The organism is Psychrobacillus sp. OK032, assembly GCF_900111345.1.
GTDB lineage: Bacteria > Bacillota > Bacilli > Bacillales_A > Planococcaceae > Psychrobacillus.
On the sequence record NZ_FOGY01000001.1, the window covers coordinates 65,907 to 79,969 of the forward strand.

General features: G+C 37.7%; 12 protein-coding genes. All 12 read right to left on the reverse strand.

From position 1 onward, the window contains the following. Position 1: 1 nt before the first annotated feature. Positions 2-481 carry a ribosome maturation factor RimP gene (gene rimP, locus BMZ04_RS00345; protein WP_093263085.1) on the reverse strand — a complete coding sequence of 160 codons (480 nt, stop codon included), beginning with the start codon at positions 479-481 and terminating at the stop codon, positions 2-4. A gap of 657 nt (positions 482-1,138) precedes the next feature. Beyond that, the gene (locus BMZ04_RS00350) at positions 1,139-5,449 is read right to left on the reverse strand and encodes a PolC-type DNA polymerase III (protein ID WP_369802607.1); all 4,311 of its coding nucleotides are present in this window, start codon (positions 5,447-5,449) and stop codon (positions 1,139-1,141) included. Positions 5,450-5,783: 334 nt separating this feature from the next. Then, positions 5,784-7,043: an RIP metalloprotease RseP gene (gene rseP / locus BMZ04_RS00355; RefSeq protein WP_093263091.1), complete on the reverse strand. Its 1,260-nt coding sequence runs from the start codon at positions 7,041-7,043 to the stop codon at positions 5,784-5,786. Positions 7,044-7,080: 37 nt separating this feature from the next. Beyond that, entirely contained in the window at positions 7,081-8,229 is a 1,149-nt protein-coding gene (gene dxr, locus BMZ04_RS00360; RefSeq protein ID WP_093263094.1) for a 1-deoxy-D-xylulose-5-phosphate reductoisomerase, read from the reverse strand. 14 nt (positions 8,230-8,243) lie between these two features. After that, positions 8,244-9,035, reverse strand: a complete 792-nt coding sequence (locus tag BMZ04_RS00365; protein WP_093263097.1) for a phosphatidate cytidylyltransferase — start codon at positions 9,033-9,035, stop codon at positions 8,244-8,246. Beyond that, entirely contained in the window at positions 9,032-9,826 is a 795-nt protein-coding gene (locus tag BMZ04_RS00370) for an isoprenyl transferase (protein ID WP_093263100.1), read from the reverse strand. Before BMZ04_RS00370 ends, BMZ04_RS00365 begins: the two co-directional genes overlap by 4 nt. 144 nt (positions 9,827-9,970) lie before the next feature. Continuing rightward, complete coding sequence (gene frr, locus BMZ04_RS00375; RefSeq protein ID WP_093263103.1) at positions 9,971-10,528, reverse strand: ribosome recycling factor; 558 nt, start codon at positions 10,526-10,528, stop codon at positions 9,971-9,973. Continuing rightward, complete coding sequence (gene pyrH / locus BMZ04_RS00380; RefSeq protein WP_093263105.1) at positions 10,528-11,253, reverse strand: UMP kinase; 726 nt, start codon at positions 11,251-11,253, stop codon at positions 10,528-10,530. The genes frr and pyrH overlap by 1 nt, the downstream gene beginning before the upstream one ends. 105 nt (positions 11,254-11,358) lie before the next feature. Then, positions 11,359-12,243, reverse strand: coding sequence for a translation elongation factor Ts (tsf, locus tag BMZ04_RS00385; protein ID WP_093263109.1), 885 nt, complete (start codon positions 12,241-12,243; stop codon positions 11,359-11,361). A gap of 90 nt (positions 12,244-12,333) precedes the next feature. Continuing rightward, positions 12,334-13,056, reverse strand: a complete 723-nt coding sequence (rpsB, locus tag BMZ04_RS00390; protein WP_093263113.1) for a 30S ribosomal protein S2 — start codon at positions 13,054-13,056, stop codon at positions 12,334-12,336. A gap of 151 nt (positions 13,057-13,207) precedes the next feature. Next, complete coding sequence (locus tag BMZ04_RS00395; protein ID WP_093263116.1) at positions 13,208-13,690, reverse strand: DUF6115 domain-containing protein; 483 nt, start codon at positions 13,688-13,690, stop codon at positions 13,208-13,210. Positions 13,691-13,699: 9 nt separating this feature from the next. Then, on the reverse strand, positions 13,700-14,002 hold the full coding sequence (locus BMZ04_RS00400; protein WP_093263120.1) for a hypothetical protein: 303 nt from the start codon (positions 14,000-14,002) through the stop codon (positions 13,700-13,702). Positions 14,003-14,063: the final 61 nt, after the last annotated feature.

The following is a 14,063-nucleotide window of genomic DNA, read 5'->3' on the forward strand; positions in this document are numbered from 1 at the left end:
ATTATGCAGAGAAATCGATTGCTAAACGAGCAAGCGCAATTTTCTCTTTATCAATTTGAATTTTTACTCTTCTAGTTTTCACACGAACTTCTATTAATGCGCCTTCTTCTACTGAAAAGGAAAGTAAAGTCCCTTCAAATTCTTTTGCACCGTTTATAGGTTCATACGTTTTAATGAAAACATATTTCCCCACTGCTGCGATAAAATCAGAATCTTTTTTAAGCGGACGCTCTGCTCCTGGTGATGAAACTTCTAAAAAATAGTTTTCCTTAATCGGGTCGACAACGTCTAATTTTTCACTTAGTTTTTCACTAACTTGAGCACATTGTTCAATATCTATACCACCAGCCGGTGTATCAATATAGATACGTAAAAACCAATCGCGGCCTTCTTTTACATATTCAATGTCAATAAGCTCTAAGTTCAACTCTTGTAAAATAGGCGTTACAAGATTTTCTATTTCGCTTGTAATATTACTCATATAAGCCTCCTACACCACAATGATTTTTCTATATAACAACAGAAAAGAGCGGGAAATCCCACTCTTTCGTCACAGTACTATGAAACATTGGTAGTTTTATATTACCATACTTATAGCCTCCGTGCAAATTACTAAGAACAGCGCCAGTGCCTTAGAAGTACAAAACCTGATTTGTATCGTTCATTGAAGAATACGAATAAGGTTATGATCGATGATAATGAAAAGAGCCTATCATTAAAGTACCAGTGACTTGATGCACTTAAAAAGGATATACTTCCCTCTCTTTTAGTACTCTTTTCTTTATTGTTACTTTATTGGAGCGGAAGGCGGTGCCACATGAGGTGGCGCTCTTAGCCTTCCTTTGTAAACACTCTACGGATAACAGTTCATACTTTTAGGGTGATGGCTCATCGCTCACCCCGCTCCAAAGCGTCCGCCTGGAGCGCAAATCAGCGGGATCATTTAATAGAACCTACTCTATAAATACCAGGAAAACTGGGTTTATAGCACACCAATTTTGTATATTTTCTTTTAAGAAAAGCTCAATCGATTTTGTTTGCGACGAGCTTCCACAAGAGTAGCTTTTTCACATTTGACTACGAAGAGCTTGGCGCTGAAGCTAGACAAAGTTTGTAAAGATAAGCTTTTGTTTCGAACTCAAAACAGCGATAACTGATTGGCTTCTGGAAGCCCTTCTAAACAGCCCATTGTATCCATATATTCAATAATCGTTTTCGAAACTCGACCTCTTTGCTGTAAGTCCTCTTTCGATAAAAATTCCCCATCTAGTCTTGCTTTTGTAATTTGTATCGCAACGTTTGTTCCAAGACCAGGAATCGCATTAAAAGGTGGGATAAGTGTGCTTCCTTCAATTGTAAACTCTGTTGCTTTAGATTTGTATAAATCTACTTTTTGCATTCTAATTCCGCGCTCATTCATTTCCAGTGCAATTTCAAGTACAGTTAATAAACTTTTCTCTTTCGGAGCGGCATCGAGTCCTTTTGCATTGATTTCATCTAATTTTGCCCGCATTGTTTGAGAACCATTCACCATGGATATTAAGTCAAAATCAGAAGCTCGAACGGTAAAGTATGCTGCATAATATAGTATCGGAAAATGTACTTTAAAATATGCGATACGAACCGCCATTAATACGTAAGCCGCAGCATGGGCTTTCGGGAACATGTACTTTATCTTTTTACAGGATTCAATATACCAATTAGCTACGCCTTTTGCTTTCATTTCTGATTCAAATTCTGGCGTTAACCCTTTCCCTTTTCGGACGGATTCCATTATTTTAAACGCTAAAGAAGGATCCAAACCTTGATAGATTAGATAAACCATAATGTCATCCCGACAACCAATTACATCCGATAATTGACAGGTCCCATCTTGGATAAGCTCTTGTGCATTTCCAAGCCATACATCGGTTCCATGGGAAAGACCAGATATTTGAACAAGTTCGGAAAATGTCGACGGTTTCGTCTCTTCTAACATTTGGCGAACAAATCGAGTACCAAATTCCGGAATACCAAGTGTTCCTGTTTTACAATCTATTTGCTCTTCTGTAACTCCTAACGATTCGGTACCACTAAAAATTTTCATGACTTCCGGGTCATCGGTAGGTATAGTTTTCGGATCAATTCCAGATAGATCTTGGAGCATCCGAATAACCGTTGGATCATCGTGCCCAAGGATATCGAGTTTCAATAAGTTATCATGTATAGAATGGAAGTCAAAATGTGTTGTTTTCCATTCGGAATCTTGCGCATCTGCTGGGAATTGAATTGGCGAGAAATCATAAATATCCATATAGTCCGGAACTACAATAATTCCCCCGGGATGCTGACCAGTAGTTCGTTTTACTCCTGTACAGCCTTGCACTAACCGGTCGATTTCTGCTCCTCGCATCGTTAAATTATTATCATTCATATACCCTCGGACATATCCATATGCTGTTTTTTCAGCAACTGTTCCAATTGTACCTGCACGGAATACATATTCTTCTCCAAAAAGCTCTTTCGTATAGTTATGAGCTACCGGTTGATACTCACCGCTGAAGTTTAAGTCGATATCCGGAACTTTATCGCCTTTAAATCCTAGGAATGTTTCGAACGGGATGTCCTGTCCGTCTTTTACGTAAGGAGTGTCGCATTTTTCGCATGACTTGTTTGGCAAGTCAAACCCTGAACCGACGGAACCATCTTGGAAAAACTCCGAATGCTTACAAGTTGGACAAACATAATGTGGTGGTAATGGATTTACTTCGGTAATTTCAGTTAGCGTTGCTACCAATGAAGATCCAACCGATCCACGCGAGCCAACTAAGTAACCATCATCGAGCGATTTTTTCACTAGTTTATGTGATATTAAATAAATAACCGCAAAACCATGCCCAATAATAGATGTTAACTCTTTTTCTATACGAGCCTCAACAATTTCTGGCAGTTCCTCGCCATAAATCTCTTTTGCTTTTGAATAGGTTAACGACCTAACTTCATCGTCTGCTCCTTCAATTTTTGGCGTATATAAATCATCTTTAATCGGTTTAATGTCTTCAATTGAATCCGCAATTTTATTTGGGTTCGTTATGACAATTTCTTTAGCTAACTCTTCACCTAGGAATGAAAATGCATCAAGCATCTCGTTTGTCGTACGGAAATGCACTTTAGGTAACTCATGACGGTTCAGCGGATTGGCCCCGCCCTGAGAGTTTATTAATATCTTTCGGAAAATCGCATCATTTTCATGCAAGTAATGGACATTACCTGTTGCTACTACTGGAAGGTTAAGCTTTTTCCCTAGCTTGATCATCTTGCGAATGATATCTTCTAAATTCCATTCATCTCGCACTAGTTCAAGCTCTAGTAAATGACTATATACTTCTTTTGGATGTATTTCTAAATAGTCATAGAACTTAGCAATTTCCTCGACTTGCTCAAGAGGTTTTTGCATTAGCCCTTCAAAAACTTCTCCTTTATCACAAGCCGAACCAATGATTAAACCTGCTCGATGCTTTTGTAATACGGATCGCTTAATTCTAGGTACACGATAAAATGTTGTTGTATGTGAAAGAGACACTAATTTAAATAGGTTTTTAAGCCCTTCATCATTCACTGCTAAAATGGTGCAATGGCTTGGTCTTGCTCTTTTATAGGAATCCCCTTGTCCAATATGCTTATTGAAATCATCATGATATTCAATATCTTTTTCTTCCGCTTCTTTCAATAAATGAAGCAGTAAATATCCCGTCGCTTCACAGTCAAATATTGCTCGGTGGGCTTGTGTTAACTCGATGTTGAACTTCTTCGTAAGAGAACCTAGTCGATGGGTTTTAAGCTCCGGATGTAAAAATCTTGCTAGCTCCAGTGTATCAATAACAGGATGAGTGAAATAATTGATACCACATCGGCGGTAGCCTTCATATAAAAAGCCCATATCAAATGATGCGTTATGAGCAACGATAATACCGTCGCCAATGAATTCATAAAAGTCTTTAATAACATCTTCAATTTCTGGTGCATTTTGTACCATTTCATCTGTTATTCCGGTTAGCTCAATAGTTGTAGCAGATAAGGGATGATGCGGATTTGCAAAACGTTCAAATTTATCAATAATATTACCATTTTTCATTTTGACCGCGGCTAATTCAATAATTTTATCGTATGTTGCGGACAAACCAGTCGTCTCCACGTCAAAAACAATATAAGTGGCATCTTCGAGTCGTGTATGTTGTTCTTCATAAGCAATAGGAACGCCGTCGTGCACTAGATTAGCTTCTAGTCCATATAAAATTTTTATACCATTCTTTTTACCAGCTGCATACGCTTCAGGAAACGATTGAACGTTTGCATGGTCGGTAATAGCAATAGCTTTATGTCCCCATTTTGCCGCTTGGGATACAACGGAAGAAACAGAGGACACTGCATCCATTACACTCATCGGGGAGTGCATATGTAATTCCACTCGTTTTTCAGTTGCCGTATCGTGTCGAATGACAGGATTTATCTCTGACATATCTTGTGCCATAATGATCAAATCTCGAACGAATGTATCATTTTGTACAGATCCTCTTACTTTTATCCACATACCTTTTTGAAGGCGTTCCATCATTTGAGCATCTTCTTTGTCTCTGGAAAACATTTTAACAAGTATCGAATCCGTATAATCAGTTACTTTTGCAGTGAGTAGAGAGCGCCCACTTCGCAGTTCTTTCACTTCAACGTGAAATACAAAACCTTCAATCGTTACTCTTCTCTCTTCATCTTGGATTGTACGTATTTCTAATATCGGTTCTTCCTTCTTGAGTGGTACACCCAGTTGGAAAGGTCCATCTGCTACGTCTCCAGCCTCTTGACGATTTTGTTCGCGGTTTTGTAAATCTAACAAAGCTTTTTTCCCGAGTGCTTCTTCTTCTAATCGTCGCTGTTCTAAAAATGCCATCTGCGCTTCTGCTACTGCTTCCGTGTTTTCGACTACTTTAAAATCAATCGCTACTTTTGGGAATCCAAAACTTTCGTAAATGGAACTTATCATCTCTATATATTTCTTTTTGAATGTACGTAACTCTAACTCATTTCCACATGTTAGTTGAATCATTTGGCCATTCCACACTGGCTCTTGCTTTTGCAAACAGTCTTTTAATGGTGGTGACATGTCACTTAATTCTTTTAGAACACTTGACCAATATTGTTTTACTAGCTGTTCGGATATGCTTGCATTTTCACTCGTAATTGTTAATGTAACGCTCGCTATGCCCGCAAATTTTTCTTGCAAGCGAGTTTGTAAAATAGTATATATATCAATTGGCAAAATAGTTGGAAGTTGAATTTGGAATTGCCACTTTCTTATTTTTTTATGCACTGTAAATCTAGTTATCGATGCATGTTCAAAATGCTTGACGAAAGAATCCTCTGTTAACTCGAGTTGTTGCAGCAATAAGTGCATTCTCATTTTACCATCTTGCATAATAGCGATTCCCTCCTTTATAACCTATATCAATGGCGTCCGTTAGTTGTTTTCCGAAGCTTACCGCTCGCTTTCCGCGGGCGAAGAATCGAGCCTCCTCGTCGCTTACACTCCTGCGGGGTCTCGATTACTCCGCTTTCCCGCAGGAGTCGAGCGAACGCTTCTCCAAACAACAAATGAAATGTAACCCCTTGTCACATTACACATTAACGATTAAAAAGCTCTAAATTGGAATTTTATCATACCTGTATAATCAAACAATATTTTGATGTCCTTTAACAGAAAAAGAAAGGAAAGTTCATTTGTAAGAACTTTCCCTTCTTCAAGTTCCTCTTTAGAAGAAAAACCGTTGTATATCGTTCCAGGTTACGACGACCATTAATACCATTAGGAGCATGATTCCAACAAAGTGAACCATTCCTTCTTTTTGCTTATCTATTGGTTTTCCTCGAATTGCTTCAAATAAGAAAAATAATAATCGACCACCATCGAGTGCTGGAAGTGGCAATAAATTCATAATTCCTAAGTTAATACTTAGTAACGCTGCCCAGTACATTAAATTATACACACCATATTGAGCAACCTCTTCTGTCGCTTTATATATACCAACTGGTCCTGATAAATCATCGATTGAGAAGTTGCCTGCAATTAATGTGCCTAATAAAATAAATATTCGCTTGGTCGTTTCATATGTTTGCTCCGCACCATATGGTATAGCTTTTAATGCATTCTTTTCTAATGGACTACTATATTTTACACCAATTTGCCCAACTTTTTCTTTGCCTACCACAACTTCATTCGGCGTCATTGTCAAGTCTAATGTTTCGCCATTTCGCTCAACCGTGAAATTCATATTTTCGTTTGGACTCACTTTTACTTTTTCTGAGAGCTCATCCCATGTTGAGATAGGAGTTCCATTAATTGCTGTTACTAAATCTCCGTCTTTCATCCCTGCCTGCGCTGCAGGAGTATCTGCTACTACGGTTGAAATAACAGGTTCGTATGTTGGAATCCCTTGAAATAAACCAAGCAATAAGAAAATGAAAAACGCTAATATAAAGTTAAAAAGTGGTCCTGCAAAAATAGCCATTGATCTTTGTCCTACTGTTTTTGATCCAAATTGTCGATCATATGGAGCAATGAACGTTTCTTTGCCATTCTCATTGATCGTAGCATTTCTAGCTACTTTATACCTGACTAATCGTTCCTCTTCGTCATATCCTTCGATGAACATTTCCTTCATCAAATCCGATTTCTCTACCTCTAAAAAAAGCATATCCGGAAATTGCTTTTTTTGATTGAGGACGATTTGTTCGATTTCATTCGCATCGTTCACTCGTATACCAAGTCTAAACCCGGGTTGAAGTTCGACAGAGTCTAAATCTTCCCCTGCCATCCGCACATACCCACCTATTGGTAATAGACGTAGTGTATAAAGTGTTTCACCTTTCGTCATAGCAAAAATTTTCGGACCCATTCCAATTGCAAACTCTCGCACCATTATTCCCGCTTTTTTAGCAAAAATAAAATGCCCTAGCTCATGGAAAAATACAATACTACCAAAAATTATTATAAACGCAATGGCTGTTTCCATTATATCCCACCTTCATCGTGTTCCAGTTTGTCTCGCACTATTTTATCATGTTTTGCACGGTTTTTCTTGTTTCAGCGTCTACATGTAAGATTGTTTCTAAATCTGGACTTGAAATGTTCACATGTGCATCCATTGCTCGCTCGATTAGTTCATCAATTGTTAAAAAGCCAATTTTTTCTTGTAAAAACAAAGCTACCGCTGCTTCATTTGCCGCATTTAAAACAGTCGTCATCGTGCCACCTGCTCTACCTGCATCAATCGCAAGTTTCAAAGCATAATAACGCGAATAATCCATTTCTTCAAAATGAAGTTTGCCTATTTCCGCTAAATTTAATCGCTTCGCATGAGGACGCGATAGTCTGTCCGGATAAGACAGGGCGTATTGAATCGGAACTCTCATATCTGGAGTTCCTAGTTGAGCGATCACACTCGTATCTTCAAATTCAACCATGGAGTGAATAATACTCTCTCTATGTAACAACACTTCTATATCATCGTACGATATATCAAACAGAACACGCGCTTCAATAACTTCCAACCCTTTATTCATCATCGTAGCTGAGTCTATTGTAATCTTAGAACCCATCGACCAATTGGGATGATTTAAAGCGTCTTTTACCGTTACATTTCGCAGCTCATCTCTTGTACGATCGCGGAAACTTCCACCAGATGCCGTAATGATTAACTTAGAAATCTCTGATCTTTTTTCACCGTTCATCGCTTGAAAAAGAGCAGAATGTTCACTATCTACAGGTAAAATTGGTACATTATGTTTCCCTGCAGCTTGCATAACTAGATGACCGGCTGTCACAAGTGTTTCTTTATTCGCGATGGCAATCGTAATTCCTTTTTTAATCGCTTCGAGCGTCGGATTCAAGCCTACACTTCCAAGTACCGCATTTACTAATACATCCGCATTTGTATGAGCAGCAACTTGTACTAATCCAGCATCTCCGTATACGAATTCTACGTGCGGGAATTCACTTTGTAGTTGATGTGCATCTTCTTCAAATAAAACAGAAACTAATGGCACAGGAAATTCACGCAATATTTTTCTTGTCTCTTCTATATTTTTTCCTACTGAAAACGCAACCAACTGAAATTGCTCCGGATGCTCTCTCATAATATCTAAAGTTTGAATTCCTATTGAACCGGTAGCCCCTAATAAACTTATTCTTTTCCGCATGAAATTATGTCTCCTTAGATGAAATGTAAAAAGTGTAGTAATGGTAGGACGAAAAGAAGGCTGTCAAAGCGATCTAATATTCCACCATGACCAGGTAAAATTTTACCAGAATCTTTTACATTATAATGTCTTTTAATCGCAGACTCTACCAAATCACCCAGCTGTCCAAAAATAGAGGCAGCAATCGTAATTCCGATTAAAACGAGGTAAGAATTCGTAAGCGGGCTTATAAAGTGTATGATAAACGCTGCTATTAATGCCCATATGATGCCGCCAATAAACCCTTCCACCGTTTTATTTGGCGAGATTTCTGGCCATAATTTACGTTTTCCAATTTTTCTACCTGTAAAATAAGCACCAGAATCTGTTGACCAAACAACAATCAGTGCAAATATTAAATAGGTTAACCCTGCATCTCTTGTTTCGATAAAATAGTGAAATCCAATACCTACGTATAAAGTACCTAATAACATAAATGCTGCATCGTCAAATGTAAATCGATTTTTCACGAGCACTGTATAAATTAAGAGCAGAAAAACAACGACAAAAACCCATTCGATTTTTGAATGACCCGTTACAGCAAACACTGCATCCGCAATCGATGGTGGCAGTAAAAGCACAAATAAAAGGAGCAATGATATAGCCCCAGCAAACGAAAATATCGGTAAGTCTTTCATTCGGAATAACTCAAACATGCCTATTGCAGCCATAATATATATAAGTGCAGTAAAAATAGGTCCACCTAACAAAACAATAGGAAGAAAAAGTGCTGCCGCAATAACAGCCGTAATGATACGTACCTTCAATTTCCTTCTCCCTCCTTCAATCCACCATATCTCCTGTTTCTTTTTTGATAATTTTCAATTGCATCCATTAAACACGTCTCATCAAAATCTGGCCATAAAGTGTCTGTAAACCAAAATTCCGTATAAGCAAGCTGCCAAAGCATAAAATTACTTAAACGCACTTCTCCACTCGTTCGAATAAGTAGATCTGGATCACTTAAATTCTTTGTCATTAAGTGATTGCTTAATAATTCCTCTGAAATTTCTTCTAATGTTACATTTCCCTCTTGTACATCGAGGGCAATTTTACTGACTGCTTGAACAATTTCATCCCTGCTCCCATAATTTAAGGCAAAGTTTAATATTAACCCGTCATTAGCGGCAGTTTGATCCATTGCTTTTCTTACAGCTCTTTTCGTATGCTCAGGCAATGATTCAATATTTCCCATCATTTGTACCTGTACATTTTGCTCAATTAACTCTGGTAAATACGTACCTAAAAATTCCTCTGGCAAGCGCATTAAAAATTCAACTTCCATTTTAGGCCTTTTCCAATTTTCCGTAGAAAAAGCGTATAAAGTTAACACTTTTATACCAACTTCATTCGCAAACCTAGTTATTTTCTTTACAGTCTTCATGCCTTCGTGATGGCCAGCTATGCGGGGTAGCGCTCGCTTATTAGCCCATCTACCATTCCCGTCCATAATAATCGCAATATGGCCCGGCAATTGTTCTTGTTGGGCATTTTCTTTTCGTTTCTTTAAAGGAATACTTATCGATTTTTCATTTTTACGGATAAGTTTATTTAACATACAAAAAACCCCCACCTTACTAACTAGGAACATATATGACCTATCATATCAAAAATATCGCAATATAAAAAGGCGTCCCACTAAAAGGACGCCTTTTCCAAACAAAAAGTTCAAACGATTATTTGGATGCACTAATGAAATAGGTTATACTTCTAGAATTTCTTTTTCTTTATCTTTCGTAATTGAATCGATTTTATCGATATTTGAATCCGTCAGTTTTTGGATTTCTTCTGTGTAGTTTCTTAAATCATCTTCTGTAATGCCACCCGATTTTTCCAATTTTTTAAGATCATCGTTTCCATCACGGCGAACGTTACGAATATTCACTTTTGCTTCTTCTGCTTCTTTTTTCACTTGTTTTACTAATTCTTTACGACGTTCTTCCGTAAGTGCAGGAACTGCTAAACGAATTAACGACCCGTCATTTGTAGGTGTAATACCTATATCCGACTTTAAAATTGCCTTTTCAATCTCCCCAAGAATTGACTTGTCGTAAGGCTGAATAGTGATTAATCGAGCCTCTGGAGTCGAAATACCTGCCATTTGATTAATCGGTGTTGGAGCACCATAATAATCGATTGAAATTTTGTCAAGCAAAGATGCATTTGCACGACCAGCTCGGATAGACGCAAGTTCTCTCGTGTACACTTGAATCGTTTTTGCCATTTTATCTTTCGTTTGCTCAATTACTTGTTTCGGCATTATGAATTCCTCCTAACGACTGTACCAATCGTTTCCCCAAGTACAGCCCTTTTAATATTTCCATTTTCCATTACTGAGAATACTATAAGTGCAATATCATTATCCATACATAATGTAGATGCAGTAGAATCCATCACTTGTAAGCCTTGTTGGATTACTTCAAGGAATGATAGCTCATCGTATTTAATAGCAGTAGTATCTGTCTTAGGATCTGCAGAATATACACCATCTACATTATTTTTAGCCATTAATATAACATCCGCTTCTATTTCTGCTGCACGTAAAGCAGCAGTTGTATCAGTTGAGAAGTAAGGATTTCCTGTTCCAGCTGCAAAAATAACTACTCGTTTCTTTTCTAAATGACGAATTGCTCGTCGTCGTATGTATGGCTCTGCAACTTGACGCATTTCGATGGAAGTTTGAACACGAGTCTCAATCCCGCATTTTTCAAGTGAATCTTGTAGTGCAAGTGAATTCATAACCGTAGCAAGCATACCCATATAATCTGCAGTTGCACGATCCATGCCCATTTCGCTTCCTACTTTTCCACGCCAAATGTTACCTCCGCCTACTACAACAGCGACCTCGACGCCTAATTCCACTACTTCTTTTACTTGCTCTGCTACAGACTTGATAATTTCAGGTGATAGTCCGAAACCTTGCTCTCCAGCTAATGCTTCGCCACTTAATTTTAAAACGATTCTTTTGTATTGTGGTGTGCTCATAGGTATCCTCCATCTCTTTGTCGAAAAATAGGGAACACTAATTGCGTGTTCCCTAAAAGTATTGTCTATTTAGCGAAAATACTTGTCGTATTTTCTGCATTCAAATTAGTTACCTTTTACTTGGTTCATTACTTCTTCAGCGAAGTTGTCTTCACGTTTTTCGATACCTTCACCAACAGCATAGCGAGTGAATGAAACTAGTTTACCACCAGTTGAGTCAACAAATACGCCTACTTTTTGATCTGGATTTTTAACGAAAGATTGATCTAATAAACAAACTTCTTCGAAATATTTACCAAGGCGACCTTCTACCATTTTAGCAACGATATTTTCAGGTTTACCTTCGTTTAATGCTTGTTCTGTTAATACTTTACGCTCGCGCTCTACTTCATCAGCAGATACTGCGTCACGAGAGATGTGTGCAGGGTTAAGTGCTGCAACGTGCATTGCAACGTCTTTAGCTGCTTGCTCGTCAGTTGAACCTTCAAGAACAGTTAAAACACCAATGCGTCCACCCATGTGAAGGTAAGGACCGAATGCATCTGCATCTGTTTTAGTTTCTAGTACAAAACGGCGAAGTGTAATTTTTTCTCCGATTTTTGCAACTGCGTTAGAAATAGCGTTTTCTACTGTTACGCCTTCTTCTAATGTAGAAGCTAAAGCTTCTTCTACTGAAGCTGGTTCAGTTGCTAATAAATGTGTAGCAACTTGTTGAACTAATTGTTGGAAAGCTTCGTTTTTCGCAACGAAATCTGTTTCTGCATTCATTTCTAAAAGTACAGCTTTGTTTCCTTCAATTTGGATAAATGTAGTACCTTCAGCAGCGATACGATCAGCTTTTTTAGCTGCAGAAGAAAGACCTTTTTCACGTAAAAAGTCGATTGCTGCTTCTAAATTACCGTCTGTTTGTACTAAAGCTTTTTTACAATCCATCATACCTGCGCCAGTTTTTTCACGCAATTCTTTTACCATTTGTGCTGTAACTGCCATTTTAAATTCCTCCTAGTACGAATAAATTCATCTTCTCAAAAAAAGGTGATAAGAGGTTTGGCCGCTTATCACCTGTTAACTACATGTGTCTTACTCAGCAGCAACTTCAGCTGGAGTTACTTCTTCGTCTTCACCTTGTCTTGCTTCAAGTAATGCATCCGCCATTTTAGCTGTTAATAATTTAACTGCACGAATTGCGTCGTCATTTGCTGGAATTACATAGTCGATTTCATCTGGATCACAGTTTGTATCAACGATTCCTACTAATGGAATGTTCAGTTTACGTGCCTCCGCAACAGCAATACGCTCTTTACGTGGGTCAACTACGAACATTACATCTGGAATAGCTTTCATATCACGGATACCGCCTAAGAATTTAACAAGACGTTCGTGTTCTTTTTTAAGTTGAACTACTTCTTTTTTAGGAAGTACATCGAATGTACCGTCTTCTTCCATTTTTTCAATCGCTTTTAGACGAGCTACACGTTTTTGAATAGTACCGAAGTTTGTTAAAGTACCACCTAACCAACGTTGGTTGATATAGTAGTTACCTGAACGTTCAGCTTCTTCTTTAATAGCTTCTTGCGCTTGTTTTTTAGTTCCAACGAATAGAACTTTTCCACCGTCTTGACCTACTTGACGCATGAAATCATAAGCTTCTTCTAATTTTTTCACCGTTTTTTGAAGATCGATGATGTAGATTCCGTTACGCTCAACAAAAATGTATTTTTTCATTTTTGGGTTCCAACGGCGAGTTTGGTGTCCAAAGTGTACACCAGCCTCTAGTAATTGTTTCATTGAGATTACTGACATGATTATTCCTCCTGGTTTGGTTTAGTCTTCCGCAGTCATCATTTTTCTTTAGCTACTCTTTATAAAAGAGCACCTGCTAAATCCATCCGAACTGCGTGTGTATTCATACCGTATTGTAATATACCATACATTTTTCATACTTTCAACTATTTTAATGTTTAAACTTTAAGAAAAGCTCTACTTCTGTTTTGCCGATTTGCAGCATTTTAGCAATTTCATCGATGCTTTTTCCCTCAGAATCATAGAAGAAAACTTTTTCTTTTATTGTAACTGGTTCTTTTTTTTCTGTCACCGCTACTGTTTTTATATAACTATTTGCTGCAAGTTGTTTGGATATATACGTTTTAGGAACTTCAAAAATTGGAGTTGTTTCTATTGTACTTTCTTTCTCTTCTACATTTTCCGTAGTTGCTGTTACAACACGATCTGTATTATTTAATTCTTGTAAAAGACGATTATTTTCATCTTTGATTTCGGCAATATATGCACTGAAGGAGTCTTCAATTTCAGCCAAGATTTGCTCTTGTTTATACTCCATATTGTTAAATTTAGTTAGTTTTGCATTTAGTAAAGCAATGAAGTAAAAACTGATTATTTGAAGTAAAAATAATATGACTAGAATAATAGACGTCATAGCCGGCTCCTATCCACTAAAATCTACAAAATTCCCTTTAAAAGGATGTTTTGCCTCTTTCATTTCTCGTTCTTTTTTTTCTCTCTTTTTGCGTTCTTGTTCTGCTTGTTCTTTTTCTTTGTTTTCTAGATTCGCTTCTGTTGTCTGGTTCGATTCTAAGACTGTTTCTCTATTCTTTTCTAGTTGTCTTTCGGAAGCTGCTTGTGCATTCGCTTGGTTTACCGCGCTTTGCTGTTGCAGTTGCTCTGCGACTTTTCCTGCGTCAAATGTTTTCGGAATAGCAATTTGAAGCTCCACACCTTTTAAACTCATCGAACTGCCTCCCTCAACGAATTAAGATAACATACCAAAATACCAATTGGTTTAAGCTGTA

Bases quoted from the DNA above. Each gene is read 5' to 3' on its own strand.
- rimP (WP_093263085.1), bottom strand. From the start codon at position 481: ATGAGTAATATTACAAGCGAAATAGAAAATCTTGTAACGCCTATTTTA.
- BMZ04_RS00350 (WP_369802607.1), bottom strand. From the start codon at position 5,449: ATGCAAGATGGTAAAATGAGAATGCACTTATTGCTGCAACAACTCGAG.
- rseP (WP_093263091.1), bottom strand. From the start codon at position 7,043: ATGGAAACAGCCATTGCGTTTATAATAATTTTTGGTAGTATTGTATTT.
- dxr (WP_093263094.1), bottom strand. From the start codon at position 8,229: ATGCGGAAAAGAATAAGTTTATTAGGGGCTACCGGTTCAATAGGAATT.
- BMZ04_RS00370 (WP_093263100.1), bottom strand. From the start codon at position 9,826: ATGTTAAATAAACTTATCCGTAAAAATGAAAAATCGATAAGTATTCCT.
- frr (WP_093263103.1), bottom strand. From the start codon at position 10,528: ATGCCGAAACAAGTAATTGAGCAAACGAAAGATAAAATGGCAAAAACG.
- pyrH (WP_093263105.1), bottom strand. From the start codon at position 11,253: ATGAGCACACCACAATACAAAAGAATCGTTTTAAAATTAAGTGGCGAA.
- tsf (WP_093263109.1), bottom strand. From the start codon at position 12,243: ATGGCAGTTACAGCACAAATGGTAAAAGAATTGCGTGAAAAAACTGGC.
- rpsB (WP_093263113.1), bottom strand. From the start codon at position 13,056: ATGTCAGTAATCTCAATGAAACAATTACTAGAGGCTGGTGTACACTTT.
- BMZ04_RS00395 (WP_093263116.1), bottom strand. From the start codon at position 13,690: ATGACGTCTATTATTCTAGTCATATTATTTTTACTTCAAATAATCAGT.
- BMZ04_RS00400 (WP_093263120.1), bottom strand. From the start codon at position 14,002: ATGAGTTTAAAAGGTGTGGAGCTTCAAATTGCTATTCCGAAAACATTT.